This window comes from Streptomyces sp. NPDC053560, from assembly GCF_044544605.1.
Taxonomy (GTDB): Bacteria; Actinomycetota; Actinomycetes; order Streptomycetales; family Streptomycetaceae; genus Streptomyces.
Map to the genome: position 1 here is coordinate 431,420 of NZ_JBITXI010000001.1, position 16,901 is coordinate 448,320.

A 16,901-nucleotide genomic window follows, 5' to 3' on the forward strand; every position below is an offset into this window, starting at 1 on the left:
GCGCCCCTAGCCGTGAAACCTGAGCACGGTGGTGAACTCCCCCGACGGCACAGCGCTGCCGGTGAAGCCGGTGCCGATCAGGGTGGTGGTGGGTTCCTTGCGCCCGAATCCGGCGGAGTACCAGCCCAGCATGGGGTATCCCCTGCTCGGAGAGCTTGGGGAGGGCGCGGTCTCGCCGCGGTGCGCCCGCCAGTTCAGCTCGCCGGGCAGTTCCAGCTCCGCGGAGCGGTCCTCGCCGTCCAGGGTCCAGGTGAGCACTGCTCGGTCGCCCGTCAGGTGCGCGGTGATCGCGGGGCCGAGGTGGAACGCCAGACGTACGTCGCGGCCCGGGCCGCGCACCTCGTCGACGATACTCAACTCCCGCGTCGATGCGGCGAGTTCGACCAGGCGTCGGTGCACGGCGCCCTGGTAGCCGTCGTGCTCGGCGGACCAACGGGCCGCGCCCGCCTCCAGGACGCGAGTGCGCGCATGCCGGGTCCACAGGAACGGACCGCCGGACACGGACTGATCGGCGCCGTCCAGCTCTAGCGTGTTGTGGCCGAGGGTCGACCGGAAGTACTGCCGCCACTCGGGTTGCCCGTGGTAGCAGTACGTCCCGGGGTCGGCGAGCACATCGACCCCGTCGTGCCGGACCTCCACGGACAGCGCGTCGGCGTGGGCATGTGCGGCGATGGACAGGAAGCCGTGCGGACCGCCGTCGCAGCGGCACCAGATCTCGCCCGTCTCCCCCGGGCCGCGCAGGACGGTGAGCCCCGCGTCGGCGAAGTGTGCCGGCCGGCTCGCCGGGCGGGTCACGGACGACGCAGTGGGCTTGATGAGCGCGGCCAGCAGCGGCGTACGCACATCAGTGCCGGTCACCGCCGGCCACCAGGCGAGACGGCCGAACACGGCGTCCCCGGTGGCCAGCAGCGAGGCCCAGCGGTCGGTGCCCGCGCCGTCCATGACCAGACCGTGCCCGTCGTCCGCGTCCCCCTGGCGCGGCGGCCGCAGCCGGCTGTCCACGACGGCGGCGAGCGCGTCGGTCATCCGCAGCAGCACCAGTCGGACCGTCGCGGGGACCGGCACGCCGGCGGCATCCGCCTCGGCCACCGCGGCCAGACCGAGTTCCAGCACGAGGCCGTGGTACTCGGTGGCCAGCTCGCGGTTGAGGCCGGAGAGGAAGGTGTTGCCGCGCAGGTGCCGCTCCAGGGACCGCAACGCGCCGCCCCGCCAACGCGCCGAGGCGGGGAACCAATCGAACGCGCAGGCCGCGGCGAACTGCCCGGCGGCCTCGGCGATGACGTGATTGTTCGCCGAGGACCCCCGGCTGGGGAAGGCGGCCAGCCAGCGCTGGTGGTGCCAGATCTGGTTCAGCGCCACCGGGTTCTCCTCGAACAGCCCGGCCGCGCCCGGCCAGCCGTCGAGCAGCCGGCGGATCCACACCCAGGACAGCAGCCGGATGCCCAGCTCGATGCCGCTGATCCAGTGCACGCCGCGCAGCGGCGGGTTGGCCGCCCACCACGACCGCAGGTGCCCGGCCACGCGCTCGGCGTACCGCTCGTCCCCGGTGAGCGCGTAGGCGGCGGCGAGCACGGTGAGGTACTGGTGCCGGGACGGCTCCCAGATCTGCTTGATGTCCCCGACCGCGTCCTCGCTCCGGTACGGCACGTCGAAGGCGTAGCCCCACGGAGCCCGGCGGCCGGTCTTCGGGTCGCGCCACCAGTCCGGGTCGACCAGGTCGTCGCGGACCACACCGAAGAATTCGGCGTGCCCGGCCAGCAGCCGGTCCGCCTCGGCGAGGAGACGCTTCGCGGCGTCCGGTGGCACCGCGGCCATCGTCCCGGCGGGCAGGACCGCGGTGAACCGGGCGCCGGTCACGCTCGGGCAGTCCGGCAGCGACGACCTCCACCGCCGTCTGCGCACCGCGTCGACCGCCCGGCCGCCGATCTCCCGCGGTTCCATCCGGGAAAGGCGGCGTAAGTACCAGCCCGCACTCATGGTCATCGCGTCCGCTCCAACGTCACCGGCGCACCGGCGGCCAGACCGGTCTCCACGGCGAGGGTGGCCGCGGTGGTGGCGACCAGCGACTCCAGCGGCACCGGCATCGGCCCACCGGTCCGCACGGCCTTGATGAACGCGGCCAGCTCGGCGTTCTGGCCCTTGTCCCGGGCCTTGGGCAGCCTGGAGCTGACCCACCGCTTGCGCCCGTACACCGAGGCGCGGACGAAGTCGTCGAGCCGCAGCACCTTGCCGTCCGCGACCAGGTCCAGCGTCTCCTTGGGGAAGGCGGGCGCGCCGGTGGTGACGTAGCTGATGGTGGCGGTGGACCCGTCCGGGTAGCGCAGTACGACCTGGAGGTCCTCGTTGCCCGACGGAGCGACCGCGTACACGGATACCGGATCGGCGTCGAGCAGCCAGCTCGCCGTGTCGATGAAGTGCCCGCCCTCCCCGGCGAACCGCGAGCCCTCGGTGCCCTGCTGGAGGTACCAGCTGCCGTGCTGCAGCCGGCCCGCGTTGACCAGGTAGCGCAGGCTCGCCGGACCGGTCCGGGCACCGAAGCGCTCCTTGGCCTCCTGCAGCAGCGGTGCGAACCGGCGGTTGAAGCCCACCTGCAGCCGGTCGTTGCCGGACTCCTCCACCGCCGCGAGGACGCCGGACAGTTCGTCCTCGGTCAGGGCCAGCGGCTTCTCCACGAACACCGCCTTGCCGGCCAGCAACGCTTTACGGGTCAGTTCGGCGTGCGAGCTGTGCCGGGTGACGACGAACACCGCGTCGATGGTCTTGTCGCCGAGCACGGCGTCGAGGTCGGTGGTCGCCTGGGCGAAGCCGAACTTCCGCTGCGCGTTGGCCGCGGAGAGCGCCGTCGTGGTGGCGACGGTCCACAGCGCGACGCCGTCGCGCTGCGCGAGGTGCGGCAGCAGCATCGACGTCGCGTAGTTGCCCGCGCCGACGAACGCCAGCCGCAGCGGTGCGTCGGCGGCGCGGGCCGGACGCCGACGCATGCTCCGAGTGGAGACAGCCACCGCGGGCACGGCCACCGTCGGAGCGCCCGCCGCCTCCGTTTCCCTCTCCTGTCCGGGGTACTGGAACAGGACGGCCACGGCCTTCAACTCGCCGTCCTTCAGGCGCCGGTACGTCTCGACGGCGTCGTCGAAGTCGGCGATGTGGGAGATCAGGGGCTCGACGTCGACGCGGCCGCGGGCGACGAGATCGAGGAAGCACGCCAGGTTGCGCCGCTCGGTCCAGCGCACGTAGCCGATCGGGTAGTCCCGCCCTTCGAGCTCGTACTCCGGGTCGTAGCGGCCGGGGCCGTACGAGCGGGAGAACCGCACGTCCAGCTCCTTCTCGTAGTACGCGTTCCACGGCAGGTCCAGCCGGCACTTGCCGATGTCGACGACCCGGCCGCGGTCCCGGCAGAGCCGCGCTGCCAGCTCGACGGGCTGGTTGCTGCCGCCGCCGGCGGCCAGATACACCTGGTCCACACCGTGCCCGCCGGTGAGCTCGGCAACGGCGGTCTCCACCGTCGCGGACGCGGGATCACCGCAGGCCGCGGCGCCCAGCCGCTCGGCGAGCTCGCAGCGCACCGGGTCGGGGTCGGCCCCGACCACACGGACTCCCGAGGCGGCGAGGAGCTGCACCACCAGCTGGCCGATCAGCCCGAGGCCGATGACCAGGGCCACTTCGCCGAGCTGTGGCTCGCCCTGGCGGACGCCCTGCAGTGCGATCGACCCGACGGTGCCGAAGGCCGCGTGCCGTGGCGCGAGGCCGTCCGGCACCGGGGTGTAGAGGTTCTTCGGCACCCAGTTCAGCTCGGCGTGCAACGCGTGCTCGTTGCCGGCGCAGGCCACGAGATCGCCGACCTTCACGTCGTCGATCCCGGCGCCGACCTGCTCGACCACGCCGCACAGCGAGTAGCCCAGCGGCGTGTAGGAGTCCAGCTTGCCCATCACCTTGCGGTAGGTGGCGGGCACCCCGTTGGTGGCCACGCTCTGCATGACCTTGGCCACCTGGTCGGGGCGGGAGCGGGCCTTGCCCAGCATCGACATGCCGGCCTCGGACACCTTCATCAGCTCGGTCCCGGTGGATATCAGCGAGAAGGCGCTGCGGACCAGCACACCGCCCGCCTTGCACCCCGGCACCGGCACGTCGAGCACCGTCAGCTCGCCGCTCTTGTAGTTCTGCACAACCTGCTTCACCCGAACTCCTCTGAATTGCCTAAGCCGTTGACCGAGTGCTCTGGCCGGACCCAGAGGTCGCGTCGCGATACCAGTACTCGAGGGTCAGTACGTGCCACAGATGCTTGGAGAAGTCCCGCTGCCCGGCGGCGTCCTCGGCGGCCATGCGCGCCAGTGCGCCACGGCGCAGGAACCCGGACCGTACGAGCTCTCCGTCATTGACCACCTCGCGCACCAGCGGTGCCAGGTCCCGGCTCATCCAGGCCCGCAGCGGGGCGCTGAACAGGCCCTTGGGCCGGTACACGATCTCCCGGGGCAGGATCGAGGTGGCCGCCTCCTTGAGGACGGCCTTGCCCTGCCGTCCGACGATCTTGCGGTCCCCCGGCACGGCGAACGCCGCCCTGACCACCTCGACGTCCACGTACGGCACCCGCACCTCGGTCGAAGCTGCCATGCTCGACCGGTCCGTGTACGTGAGGTTCAGCCCCGGCAGGAACATCCGGGCGTCGCCCAGGCACATCCGGTTGACGAAGTCGTCGAGGCCGTTGTCCCGGTAGACGTCCGCATGCTCGGTCAGCACGTCGTCGACCGTCCCGGCCAGGTCCGGATCGACCAGCGCGAGCAGCTCGTCCTGGTCGTACATGGTGTAGCTGCGCCGGAACGCGGTCTCCTCCGGCAGGTCGGCGAAGGAGAGGAACCGCTTCGCGAAGCGCACCGACCGGTACCCGCGGCGGGCCGAGGCGACCGGCAGCCGGTCCACGACCCCGGACACACCGCGCCGCAGTGGGCGCGGGACACGCTGGTAACGCAGCGCGAGCAGGTTGGCCACGTGCTTGCGGTACCCGGCGAACAGCTCGTCGGCGCCCATCCCCGAGAGCATCACCTTGACCCCGGCCTCGCGCGCTGCCGAACAGATCAGGAAGGTATTGATCGCGGCGGGGTCGCCGATCGGCTCGTCCAGGTGGTACGTCATCCGCGGCAGCAGGTCGAGCACGTTCGGGGCGATCTCGATCTCGTGCAGGTCGACGCCGAACCGCTCGGCCACCTGCCGGGCATAGCGCAGGTCGTCGGGCATCGCCTCGAACTTGGCGTCCTCGGCGCGGAATCCGATCGTGTAGGCGGAGATGCCGGGCTGGTGGCGGGCCGCCAGCGCGGTCAGCCAGCTGGAGTCGAGGCCGCCGGAGAGGAAGGTCGCCACGGGTACGTCGGAGAGCAGGTGGCGCCGCGTCGACTCCTCGACGATGGCGGCCAGGTCCGGCTGCTCGCCGCTGCGGGCCCGCTCCTGCCCCTCGGCGGCGACGTCCTTCAGGTTCCAGTACCGGCCGCGCTCCACCCGGCCGTCGGGCCGGAATTTCATCCAGCTTCCCGGCGGCAGCTTCTCCGCCTCGCGGAACGCGCAGCGCGAGTCCGGCACCCAGTAGTAGAGGAGCGAGGCCACCAGCGCCGCGTGGTCCACCTCCAGCGACTCACCGGTGGCGGTGGCCAGCGCCTTGAGCTCGGAGGCGAACACCAGCCCCTCACCACGCCGCAGCAGGAACAGCGGCTTGATGCCCAACTGGTCGCGCACAAGCACCAGTTCACCGGTTCGCTCGTCGAAGATGCCGAACGCGAACATGCCGCGCAGCCGGGGCAGGCAGTCCGTGCCCCAGCGCCGCCAGGCCTCCAGCAGCACCTCGGTGTCGGAGGTGCCGCGGAAGCGCACCCCGGCGGCCGCCAGTTCGGCACGCAGCTCGGGCGCGTTGTACAGCTCGCCGTTGTACGTCAGGGCGAGGCCGCCCGAGACCATCGGCTGGGCGCCGGTCCCGGACAGGTCGAGGATGGCGAGCCGGCGGTGCCCGAGGTCCACTTCGCCGTCACCGGCGGAGTGGCTGTACCGGCCTGCGCCGTCCGGGCCGCGGTGGGCGAGGGTGTCGGTGAGCCGATCGGTCACGATCTTGCCGTCCGGCCATCGGTAAGTACCTGCGATGCCACACATGGGCTACCGCGCCTCCTGATCGTTGTCCGGGACTCGTGCGGCCGGCATCGGCAGCCGTTCCGACCGGTGCCGCCCCCCACCGCTCCACCGGGCCGACCGCTCGCCGTGGCCCCGCAGCGCGATGTGCAGCCCGTCCCACAGCGTGCCGTCGGTCCGGTCACGCGGATCGGGGTCGATCAGCACCACACCGATCACCGCAATGCGCTGGTCCGCGAGCTGCCGCGCCACGGTGTGCAGCCATGCGGCACAGCCGTGCCCGGCCCGCACGACCAGTACGGTCCGGCCGCCGAGGTACGGGAGGTCCGTCCACGCCGTACCGGGCGCCACGGAGCCGACGCCGACCACCGGCCCCTCAGCGCCCAGTGCCCCGGTGAGGTCCGCGGCGAGCACGCTCGTGCTGCGCGCGCTGCCCAGTTCCAGCAGCGACACCGGTTCGGCGGAGCCGCGCACGGTGCGGGCCAGGGTCGTGGTGAGGCGCTCGCGGGCCGCGCGGGTCCGTCGGCGCTGCCACCGCCTGCCCGGCCGGCGGGGCAGCTCCGCGATGACCGAGGCACCCAGGTTCGCCGCGATGTCCCGGCGCAGCACGGGGCGGTCCGCCACCACCGCGCCGACCGCGGCCAGCGCGAGTCCGAGGACGAGGCCGAGGACGAGCCCGATCGCGCCGTCGGTGGCAGCGGCCTTGGGCAGGGAGTGCCGCACCGCGCGCGGGGCGTCCACGATCTGCGTGCCGGCGACGACCCGGGGCGTGCCGATGCGCGCCTCCTCGGCGCGCTGGCCGTAATCGGCGATCCGCGATGTGAGCTCGGCCCGGCGGGCGAAGAGCGACTCGGTGCTCGCCGGTGCTTCCGGGTCGCCCTCCGGCGACCGGCCGCCGATCGCCTTGTTGACCTCGGCGAGCTCGTCCCGCATGCGGTCGCGCTGGTCGTCCAGGGCCTTGGCCTCGGCGTTCGCGGACTCCCGCATCCGCTTCACATGGTCAGCGATGAACGCATCGGCCAGCGCCTCGGCCCGGGCCACCGCTTCCGCGTCACTGTCACCCGTCACATCGATCTGCAGCAGATTGTTGGTCACGCCGGTACCCCGGTAGTCCTCCATGAAGTCCTCCGGCCTGTCCGAGGACTTGAGGGACCGCAGGGCCTTGCCGGCGATCCGCGAGGTCCCCAGCACCGCGACATCGGTACGGATCAGCGTGCCGGTGTCGTTCGGCTGGTCCTCCCGGTGCGCTACCAGCACCTTGGTCACCGCGCTCGGCGGCGGGGGCAGCAGGACCGCCACCGCCGCGCCGGCCAGCAGTCCCAGCAGCGCCAGGGACCACCAGAAGCGGCGGCGTCTGCGCACCGCCGCCACGAGCCCCTGCAGGTCGATCAGTGGAGCGGCGGCCGGCGACTCCTCATTCGTACTCGTCGTCACACCGAACCTCCCGCCGCGTGACCGCGCACCGCGAGCGCCGGAGCGGCGTTGTCCGGCAGATCGCCGGCAGACCGCGTCGGACGGGCCCGGACCGGGTCTGCGACGACGATGCCGACGACCTCGTGCCTGGCGTCCGCGCACGCCTCGGCGAGGCCGGCGAGCTCCTCCGCGGTCCAGCTGCCCGCACTGAGGACGACCAGGGCACCGGACTCGGTGTCGCGGTCCGGCACGATCGGCCGGTCCACCGCCACCTCCACCACCCGCAGCATGGGATATCCGCTGCTCGAAGAGGCGAGGTAGCCCGTGCTCGAAGAGGTGGGGAAAGGGGCCCCCTCGGCCTCGGCGGCGAGCTGTCCGGCGGCCCGGAGGGCGATCTCGTCGCCGTCCGGTACGACCACGAGAAGCCGCCGGGGCGCCGGCAGCTCGTCCAGGAGGCGGGCGCACACCCGCCGGTAGCGGATCCGCCTGCCGGCCTCGTCACCGGAGCGCTGCGGGGCCGACACGTCCCACCGGGCGTCGATGCCGAGGAGGCGGCGAACCCGGGCCCACGGGACACGGCCTTCCGACCGGTGCGCACGCCGTTCCGCGCGTACGTCGCCGAGCTCATCGACAGGTACGTCAACGGTGCCGAGGAGCGCCGAGCCCAGCGCAGTGGTGATCTCCGCTTCGGTACGCAGCCGGCGGTTCATCCGTACGGCGACGAGGTGGCCGATGACCGCGAGCAGGAAGAACAGCAGCGCCCCGGTGACGATGAGGTGCGTCCTCGTGGGCGGCGCCGCACCGGTCGGCCGGGCCGCCTGGCCCATGACGACCATGCCGGCCTTGTCGTTCGCCGGGTCGGCCTCGTCGAGCTTCGTCATGGCCTCCTCCAGGGAGGTACGCAGCTTTTCGAGCGAGGTACGGGCCTGCACGCTCTCCACGGTCCGCCCCGGGTCGGCCGCATCGGCCAGGTCGGTGATGCGGCGGTTGGTCTCGACCACCTTCTGCCGCAGCGCCTCGGTCCCCGTAGCCGCGTCGGGGTCGGTGCTGCCGCCGGCGATCCGCGTGGCGAATCCGACGAACTGCCGGGCGAGCTCGTCGGCGAGCTGCTGGGCGCGTGCCGGGGTGTCGGCCGTACCCGAGATCGTGATGATGTTCCCGTCGGCGGCCTTGGCGGTCACCCGCTCGCGCAGCTCGTCGCGGCTGATGTCCCGCCAGCCGAGCTTGGCGGCCGCGAGGTCGACCACCGACGAGCTGGTCGCGATGTCCACCTGGGTCAGCAGCTCGCGCTCTTCCCACTGCCCGGGCAGCAGTACCGGTGCCGACGCCGTGTAGCGCGGCGGAAACACCACCGAGGTGCCGAAGCCGGCGAGCGCGCCCACCACGGTGAGGACGGCGAGCAGCCGCCAGCGCCGGCGGAGTATGCGCCCGATCGTGACCAGGCGGATCGTGTCATCGTTCAACGCCGTGCTCTCCGCCCCGTCCGGACCGGGTCGCAGCCGACGCCGAAGCGTGGTCGCGGCACGCAGCGGCGTACGCGGCGAGCAGCGATGCCTGCGAGTTCCGCCAGGAGAGCGGCCCGCTGATCCGCTCCTGGCCGATCTCGCCCATCCGGGCCCGCTGCTGCGGATCGTCCAGCAGCAGCGCGATGAGCTTCGCGAACGCGGCCTCGTCGTTGGCGGGCGCGTACACGGCGGCGTCACCGGCGGAGACGCGCGCCTCCCGCAGGTCGAACGAGACGATCGGCCGGCCCATCGCCATGTACTCCAGGACCTTGTTCATGGTCGACACGTCGTTCAGCGGATTGCGCGGGTCGGGAGAGAGGCACACGTCCGCGGTGGACAGGTAGCGCACCAGGTCGGCGTCCGGAATGCGCCCGGTGAACTGCACCTGCTCGGAGAGCCCGAGCTGCCGGGAGAGCTCCACCATCGCATCGAAGGCGTCACCGGCACCGACGAACACCGCATGCCAGTCCGTCCGCCCCAGCTCGTCGCGGAGCTTCGCCAGGGCCCGCAAGGCGTAGTCGACACCGTCCTGCGGCCCCATCACGCCGAGGTAGCACAGCAGATGAGACCTACCGCGCTTCAACTCCGGCTCGGGCGGCACCGGTTGGAACCTGTCGACGGCGGGCGCACTGCGCACCACGAAGACGTCCTCCGGCCGCTTGCCGCCGCGGCGCAGCGCGACGTCCCGGTAGCTCTCGTTCGTGGCGAGCACGATGTCCGCGGCCCGGTAGGTCCGCCGTTCCAGCGCGCACACGGCGCGGTAGAGCAGGTCCTTGCCCCGGCCGAACCGGGAGAGGTACAGCTCGGGCACCAGGTCGTGCTGGTCGAAGACGAACCGCGCGCCGCGCCGCTTCAGCCACAGCGCAGGCAGGAACAGCAGGTCGGGCGGGTTGCAGGCGTGGACCACATCGACCGGGCCGACCTTGCGGGCCAGCCGGAGCGTGTGCCACAACGCCGATCCGTACTCCCGCAGATATCCGGCCGGCCCTCCGGTGGCGGCACGCAACGGGTAGCGGTGGATCCGCACCCCGTCGATCACTGCCTCCGCCTCCGTGTCCCGCTTGCTGCCTTTCGGGCAGATGACGTGCACGTCCCAGCCCACGTCGCGCAGGGTCAGGCACTCCTGCCACACCCGCCGGTCGAACGGCACCGACAGGTTCTCCACCAGGATCAGCGCGCGCCGGCCCTGTCGCTCGTCACTGACATCACCAAGCAAGGCCCACGTACCCCGGTTCGGTCCGGCGCGCCTCGGCGTCGGGAAGGCGGATGAGGTCGATCAGCACCGAACCGTCGTCGCTGTGGGGCAGCGCCGACAGCACGGCCGGATCCTTGGTCCCGACCAGGCACACCTCGGCGTGGTCGACGACCTCCTCGACGGAGTCCGCGAGCAGCTGCGCGAGGTGCGGCAGCCGCGTCTCGATGTACTCGCGGTTCGCGCCGATCAGCCGTGAGAGGCTCACATTGGCGTCGTAGATCTTCAGGTCGTAGCCCTTGCCGAAGAGCCGCTCAGCCAGCTCGACGAGCGGGCTCTCGCGCAGGTCGTCGGTGCCGGGCTTGAAGGACAGCCCGAACAGACCGACCCGCCGCTTGCCGGTGCGCTCGACCAGCTCCACCGCGCGCTGGAGATGATCGGCGTTGGAGGGCAGCACATGGGCAAGGATGGGAACCGAGACATCGGCCCGCCGCGCCGCGTAAACGAGGCTGCGCAGGTCCTTGGGCAGGCAGGAGCCGCCGAAGGCGAAGCCGGGCCGCAGGTAGGCGGGGCTGATGTTCAGCTTGCGGTCGGCGAGGAACACGTCGATCACCTGGTGCGAGTCCACCCCGAGCGCCTGGCACACCGCGCCCAGCTCGTTCGCGAAGCCGATCTTGAGACCGTGGAACGCGTTGTCCGCGTACTTGATGGCCTCGGCCGTCGGGACCGGCACCCGGAACACCTCGCCGGGCAGCCCCTCGTACAGCGCCGCCACCGCGTCGCCGCTCGCCGGGTCGAGCTCGCCGATGACGGTCTTGGGCGGGGCGAAGAAGTCCCGCACGCTCGTGCCCTCGCGCAGGAACTCCGGGTTGACCGCGACCCCGAAGTCCGCCCCGGCCGTGCCGCCGACGTACTTCTCCAGGATCGGTACCAGCAGGTTCAGGCAGGTACCGGGAAGCATCGTGCTGCGGAACACAACGGTCTGCCGCCCGCCCCGCTCGGCCAGCGCGGCGCCGATCTGCTCGGTGACCCGCTCCAAATACGTGGTGCACAGGCTGCCGTTGGGCTCCGAAGGCGTGCCCACGCAGACCAGCGACACCTCACTGCCCATGATCGCCTCGCGGACGTCCGCGGTGGCGCGTAACGCTCCGGTCCGCACCACCTCGGCGATCAGCTCGCCGATCCGCTCCTCGACCACCGGCGCCTTGCCGTCGTTGACCAGGTCGACCTTCACCTGGTTCACGTCCACCCCGATGACCTCGTGGCCCATGCTGGCCAGGCACGCGGCCGACACACAGCCCACGTAACCGAGCCCGAAGACGCTTACTCTCATGCCTCGCCCCTCCCCCTACTCAGGCCCTTGCGGCCTGCGGTCCCCCAAGCCAGGCCCTGGTGGCCTGCATTCCACGCGCCGGCCGTACGACGTCGCCGTCCCCCGCACATGTCCGTAGGCGCCATCAGTAGGCCCCCTGTCCGTGGAGCACCGCACGCAGCGTCTTCCACAAGATCACCGTGTCCAGGGCGAGCGACCAGTCCTCCACGTACCGCAGGTCGAGGCGGACCGCCTCTTCCCACGGCAGGTCGCTGCGTCCGCTGATCTGCCACAGCCCCGTGAGTCCGGGCTTGACCAGCAGCCGCCGCCTGATGTCCGGGTCGTACGCGGCGCACTCCTCCGGTAGCGGGGGCCGCGGGCCGACGAGCGACATCGATCCGGTGAGCACGTTGAACAGCTGCGGCAGCTCATCGAGTGAATACCGGCGCAGCACCTTTCCCACCCGGGTCACCCGCGGATCCTGGCGGACCTTGAACAGCAGCCCTGCGCCCTCGTTGCGGTCGGCCAGTTCGGCACGTGCCCCGTGCGCCCCGGTGACCATGGTGCGGAACTTGAGAATGGTGAACTCGCGGCCGTCCTTGCCGACCCTGCGCTGGCGGTACACCGCCCCACCCCGGCTGTCCGCGAGCACGAGCACCGCAACGAGCACCATCAGCGGCGCGAAAAGCAGCAACAGGAGCGCCGCACCCATCCGGTCGACGACCTCTTTGACCGCCCGGCGCCCCCCGGTGAAGGTCGGCATGCTGACCCGCAGCAGCGGTATCCCGAGCACCGCGTCGACGTGCAGTCGCGGGCCCGCCACCTCCATCAGCACGGGCGCCACGACCATCTCGGCATCACTGCCTTCGAGGTTCCAGGCCAGCCGCTGCAGCCGGTCCGGCGACCAGTGCGGGTCCGGTGTGACCGCGACGACCCGGTAGCCGTCGTGGCGGACGTGCTTGGCGACGTCCGTCAGCCGGCCCACGACCGGCACTCCGTCCAGCTGGTCGCCGTCGAGCCCGCGACCGTCCGTCGTGCACACCGCCTCCACCCGCCAGCCGAGGTGCGGGAACTTGCGGGTCCGGCTGATCAGGTCGCGCACGGTGTCCGGGCTCCCGGCAGCAAGCACCGGTCTCAGGCACCGTCCACCGTTCCGCTGCTTGTGCAGCCGGAGGCGAAGCAGATACCGCTCGGTCATGGTGACGAGCGCGATCGCCGGGATCGCGACGAAGATCCAGAGCTTGATGTTGCGCGAGGTGAGGGCGATCCCGCCGAGCGCGAGGACGACGGTCGCCGTGAACAGTGAGCGTCCGAGCCGGCGGAACTCCTCGGCACCCTGGCCGAGCACGGCCGGCGCCCACGACCGGCTCACCGCAAGCGCGCCCAGCACGAGCAGCTCGGTGCCGAAGGCGAGAATCCCCCACTTCTCATGCCAGTTGGCCGCGTCCCGGACCCCGAAGAAGTTGCCGATCGCTGCCACGACCAGGCCGGTGGCCACGGTATCGCTGGTGATCACGGTACGCCGGTACCGCTGCTCCCAGTCGTTCACCGGTCCGCCGACCGCTCCGTCCGCCAGACGCCCGCGCGCCCACGGAAAAGGACCGACCAATCCCCCCTGCCGCACAGAAACCCCCCGGCTTCCAGTGGTACGTGATCGACTAACGCGTTCCTCACCTCGGGAGGCCCCCGCCCCAAGCCCCCCTCACAAGCCCCCGAGAATCGGCCGTCTTCACATCCGGCGCCGGGGACACAGTCGCCCGCCGCTCATAACGACCGTCCTGCAAGTCATCATTTGTCGCTTCGTGTCACAGCATCTGAAGCACGGTCAATCTAGAGCATCAGAACCCGCCTGAAGAGAGAGATGTGTGGAATTTGTGGTCAAGATTTGGAGACGGGGAAACTGGTCGGTGACGGACCGGTGACCACCCACGGGTACGTTGGTGATGAGGCCATGTCTGTGACCTGTGGTAACGAACGTGACGGGTGTGCCACGAAGATCCACCTGGCGACCCACAGGCGTTGCCGCCCGCTCAAGAGATCTCTCGCGAACCGTGGCATATGCGTGCCACGTCAACTTCCGGTCATAGTGGGTTGGTTGTGGCAGGTCGGGACGTGATGACGACGTTCGGCGCCACGTTCGAGGGGGAGCCTGTGGGGGGCTCAGAGAGGCCGGGCGCGGATGAGTCGTCGTTCCACCGGGCTGATCGGTACCTGGGCGGAGGTCCAGCGCCGCCAGCAGCGTCAAGCGGAGGCCCAGCACCACGCCTGGGAGCAGCATCAGCGGGAGCAGGAGCGCCAGCAGCGAGCGTCAGGTGACGGGGGTGTCGACGTGGACGCGCTGGACCCCGACCCCATGCGTGGCGGCAAGATCGTCGTGCAGGTGAAGCGGTACCGCGACACCGTGCCGCCGAGCGCCGTGCGTGATCTCTACGGCACGGTCCAGGACGCCGGCGCGAACAAGGGCGTACTGATCACCACGTCCGCTTTCGGGCCCGGCTCGCACGCCTTCGCCAACGGCAAACCCCTGACCCTCATCGCCGGCGCCGAACTGGTCGACCTCCTGAGCCGCCACGGCCTGAACGGGCGCCTCGGCCGCACCCCTGACCGGCGCGAAGCGGCCGCGAACCGCAACGCCGACCTGGACGTCGACCTGGTCGAGGAGTACGGAATCGAGGTGGCCCAGGCACCGACCGCGCCCGGGAACACGAGACTCGCGGACCGGTCCCACGCACGAGGGGCGGGGCGGCCCTTGCCCGGCAGCCGACAATGGGCTCTCCAAAGGTCTCCGGCGGTTCGGGGCCGGAGCAGAGTCAGGGCATGAGCGGCGGATCATGTCGGGGCCACGGGCCTGTGGCTGGTCCGACGACTGTGCCGTGGCCACCACCTCTCGCATCCGCTACGGATACGATCCGCCGGACAGAACCTCAGGAGGGGAAGCGTGGCAGAGACCAGTACCACCGGATCCGTCGCCAGTGAAGCGCAAGAGGCACCACCGAGTCGGCTGCGGCGCCTGATGCGCTACCTCCCCCTGATCGCACCCGTTCTGCTCTGGGCCGTGCCGTGCTGGGTTCTGCTGCACACCGGCCAGCACTGGCCGCTCCCCGTCACACTGATCGGCACCACGCTGTTCGCCCTCGGCCTGATCGGTATGCCGCTCGCGATGATGCGCGGCCACGGGCGGCGCCAGCAGGACCGGGCGGCGATCGTCGGTGACACGCTGCTGGGCAGCATGTGGGTCCTGTTCACCTGGTCCGTTCTACTCGGCGTCCTGCTGCGGCTCGCCCTGACCGTGGCCGGCGTCGGTGCCGGACAGGACCGGGCGCGCATCGTCACCTGGGCCGTCCTCGGCGTAACCGCCGTGCTGCTCGCCTGGGGGTACGCCGAGGCCCGGCGCGTGCCACGCGTGCGCCGACTCGACGTGCAACTCCCGCGCCTGGGAGCAGGGTTGGACGGAACCCGCGTCGTCCTGATCACCGACACCCACTACGGTCCGCTCGACCGCACCCGGTGGTCGGCACGGGTCTGCGAGACGGTGAACACCCTGGAAGCCGACCTGGTCTGCCACACCGGCGACATCGCGGACGGCACGGCCGAACGCCGTCGCGCCCAGGCCGCCCCACTGGGCACCGTGCAGGCGACTCGGGCCCGTGTCTACGTCACCGGCAATCACGAGTACTACAGCGAGGCCCAGGGCTGGGTCGACCTGATGGACGAGCTGGGCTGGGAGCCGCTGCGCAACCGCCATCTGCTGCTCGAACGCGGCGGTGACACCCTCGTCGTCGCCGGCGTCGATGACGTCACCGCCGAGTCCTCAGGACTGGCGGGCCACCGCGCCCACCTCGACGGAGCCCTCCACGGCGCCGACCCCGACCTCCCCGTACTCCTCCTCGCCCACCAGCCCAAGTTCATCGACCGCGCGGCAGCCCACGGCATCGACCTCCAGCTCTCCGGCCACACCCACGGCGGCCAGATCTGGCCCTTCCACTACTTGGTCCGCCTCGACCAGCCGGCCCTCGCCGGCCTCACGCACCACGGCACTCGCACCCTCCTCTACACCAGCCGCGGCACCGGCTTCTGGGGCCCACCCTTCCGCATCTTCGCCCCCAGCGAGATCACCCTGCTCGTACTCCGCTCCCCGCAGCAGTCGCCCTCGGCGTAGGACTGGGCGGACCGGCACGTCGGCTCGGAGAGGCCCACGGGCCGAGCGGTGCATTGCCGCAGAAGGCAATGGTGTCAGCGTGGGGGCCGTCGTGAAGGGTCAAGCCCCGGCTCGCTGCGCTGACCGAGGAAGCTCAGCCGTACCTGCCGACGAGGATTGTCGGCGTTCGTGTCCGCCAAGCTCCGTTGAGGCAGCCGCAGGCTGGCAAGCAAGGAAGTCCACGAGGTGTGGCGCCGGGAAGGGCTCGGCGCAATCGGCTTTCGTCAAAGCGCAGGTCACCCGTCTCTTGACCATCATCACCTCGGGAGACGCCACTGGCGCCCAGCCGGTGCGCCGGGCGCGAGCGGCTGCCGGTGCACCGCCGCTCCCCTCCGTCCCCGTGCTGTGTCACGCGTGCTGCGCGATCCGCCCGGTCCTCGGCGGTGGTCGCCGGCTCCCGCTCCAGGGGCTCCCACAGCCGCTCGACGACGGCCCCCGGGACCACGACCGGCAGCAGGCCGTTCTGGTACGCGTTGCCGGTGAAGATGTCGGCGAACCGCGGCGCGACGACCGCGGCCGGGATCTCCGGCACGGCGTACGACCGCGACCGGATTCGGGCCGCGGGCACGGTGCCGAGCAGGCGGCCCCCCGCAGCCGCAGCACCGGACGGCGCGGGGGCGCTAGGACAGCGGCCGCTGCCGTAGGGCGTTCCCGCTGGTGTGTCCTCCTCGGTGAACCGGCCTCGACGGACCGGCGGTGCGGGCGGAGGACCAGACCGACGGCCTCGCGGCCAAGGGTTCAGTGGCCTTGAGCCGCGCTCCAGGGTCCGCGAGTACGCGCCGGCTCGGCGTCGCCGCGCGACCGTCCGGGCGCACCGCGCCCGTCCGGACGTCGGTGTCCGGGCCAAGGTGTCAGCAGGCCGGGGCACGGTACGGACCGGCGTCGCCACCGGCCTCGTCGAGCGAGGTGACCCACGAGGCGACCTGGGCACGGGAGGCGAAGCCGAGCTTGCCCAGGATGCGCTCGACATGACCGCCCACCGTGCGCGGTGAGATCACCAGTGTCTCGGCAATCGCACGGTTGCTCATGCGCCGAGCCGCACGTACATCGATCGTCTGGAGCAACTCCCGTTTCACCATCGAGGTCCCCTTCCCCCAGCGCACGATCTGGACGCGCACCGACGACCGCACAGCCGTCACCGGCCGCCCCCACTCCCTCCGCACTCCACTGACGAAA

Annotated in this window: 9 protein-coding genes and 2 pseudogenes; 2 read left to right on the forward strand and 9 right to left on the reverse strand. The window is 71.5% G+C overall.

All coding sequences use genetic code 11. From position 1 onward, the window contains the following. Positions 1 to 6: 6 nt before the first annotated feature. The 8 genes and pseudogenes from ACIGQF_RS01960 to ACIGQF_RS01995 form a co-directional block, all read right to left on the reverse strand. Positions 7 to 1,983, reverse strand: coding sequence for an alginate lyase family protein (locus ACIGQF_RS01960; protein ID WP_399704178.1), 1,977 nt, complete (start codon positions 1,981 to 1,983; stop codon positions 7 to 9). Continuing rightward, positions 1,980 to 4,175 carry a bi-domain-containing oxidoreductase gene (locus ACIGQF_RS01965; RefSeq protein WP_399704180.1) on the reverse strand — a complete coding sequence of 732 codons (2,196 nt, stop codon included), beginning with the start codon at positions 4,173 to 4,175 and terminating at the stop codon, positions 1,980 to 1,982. Before ACIGQF_RS01965 ends, ACIGQF_RS01960 begins: the two co-directional genes overlap by 4 nt. Before the next feature lie 19 nt (positions 4,176 to 4,194). Next, a complete protein-coding gene (asnB, locus tag ACIGQF_RS01970) occupies positions 4,195 to 6,129 on the reverse strand; it encodes an asparagine synthase (glutamine-hydrolyzing) (protein WP_399704182.1) in 1,935 nt (644 codons plus the stop codon). A 3-nt stretch (positions 6,130 to 6,132) separates the two neighbouring features. Further along, the gene (locus ACIGQF_RS01975; RefSeq protein WP_399704184.1) at positions 6,133 to 7,539 is read right to left on the reverse strand and encodes a Wzz/FepE/Etk N-terminal domain-containing protein; all 1,407 of its coding nucleotides are present in this window, start codon (positions 7,537 to 7,539) and stop codon (positions 6,133 to 6,135) included. After that, positions 7,536 to 8,981 carry a Wzz/FepE/Etk N-terminal domain-containing protein gene (locus tag ACIGQF_RS01980; RefSeq protein ID WP_399704187.1) on the reverse strand — a complete coding sequence of 482 codons (1,446 nt, stop codon included), beginning with the start codon at positions 8,979 to 8,981 and terminating at the stop codon, positions 7,536 to 7,538. Before ACIGQF_RS01980 ends, ACIGQF_RS01975 begins: the two co-directional genes overlap by 4 nt. After that, positions 8,978 to 10,239 (reverse strand): annotated as a pseudogene (locus tag ACIGQF_RS01985) (glycosyltransferase family 4 protein). The gene ACIGQF_RS01980 and the pseudogene ACIGQF_RS01985 overlap by 4 nt, the downstream one beginning before the upstream one ends. After that, positions 10,229 to 11,548 carry a nucleotide sugar dehydrogenase gene (locus ACIGQF_RS01990; RefSeq protein WP_399704189.1) on the reverse strand — a complete coding sequence of 440 codons (1,320 nt, stop codon included), beginning with the start codon at positions 11,546 to 11,548 and terminating at the stop codon, positions 10,229 to 10,231. Before ACIGQF_RS01990 ends, ACIGQF_RS01985 begins: the two are co-directional and overlap by 11 nt. Positions 11,549 to 11,672: 124 nt before the next feature. Further along, complete coding sequence (locus ACIGQF_RS01995) at positions 11,673 to 13,151, reverse strand: sugar transferase (protein WP_399704192.1); 1,479 nt, start codon at positions 13,149 to 13,151, stop codon at positions 11,673 to 11,675. Between the two features lie 684 nt (positions 13,152 to 13,835). On the opposite strand from ACIGQF_RS01995, the pseudogene ACIGQF_RS02000 reads away from it, so the two are divergent. After that, a pseudogene (locus ACIGQF_RS02000) lies at positions 13,836 to 14,120 on the forward strand (restriction endonuclease); the annotation flags it as partial. A 345-nt stretch (positions 14,121 to 14,465) separates the two neighbouring features. Then, a complete protein-coding gene (locus tag ACIGQF_RS02005) occupies positions 14,466 to 15,686 on the forward strand; it encodes a metallophosphoesterase (protein ID WP_399704193.1) in 1,221 nt (406 codons plus the stop codon). A gap of 890 nt (positions 15,687 to 16,576) precedes the next feature. On the opposite strand, the gene ACIGQF_RS02010 is transcribed toward ACIGQF_RS02005, so the two are convergent. After that, the gene (locus ACIGQF_RS02010; protein ID WP_399704195.1) at positions 16,577 to 16,753 is read right to left on the reverse strand and encodes a response regulator transcription factor; all 177 of its coding nucleotides are present in this window, start codon (positions 16,751 to 16,753) and stop codon (positions 16,577 to 16,579) included. Positions 16,754 to 16,901: the final 148 nt, after the last annotated feature.

Excerpts from the sequence above, each read along its gene's own strand:
- ACIGQF_RS01960 (WP_399704178.1), bottom strand. The coding sequence starts at position 1,983 with ATGACCATGAGTGCGGGCTGGTACTTACGCCGCCTTTCCCGGATGGAA.
- asnB (WP_399704182.1), bottom strand. The coding sequence starts at position 6,129 with ATGTGTGGCATCGCAGGTACTTACCGATGGCCGGACGGCAAGATCGTG.
- ACIGQF_RS01990 (WP_399704189.1), bottom strand. The coding sequence starts at position 11,548 with ATGAGAGTAAGCGTCTTCGGGCTCGGTTACGTGGGCTGTGTGTCGGCC.
- ACIGQF_RS02010 (WP_399704195.1), bottom strand. The coding sequence starts at position 16,753 with ATGAGCAACCGTGCGATTGCCGAGACACTGGTGATCTCACCGCGCACG.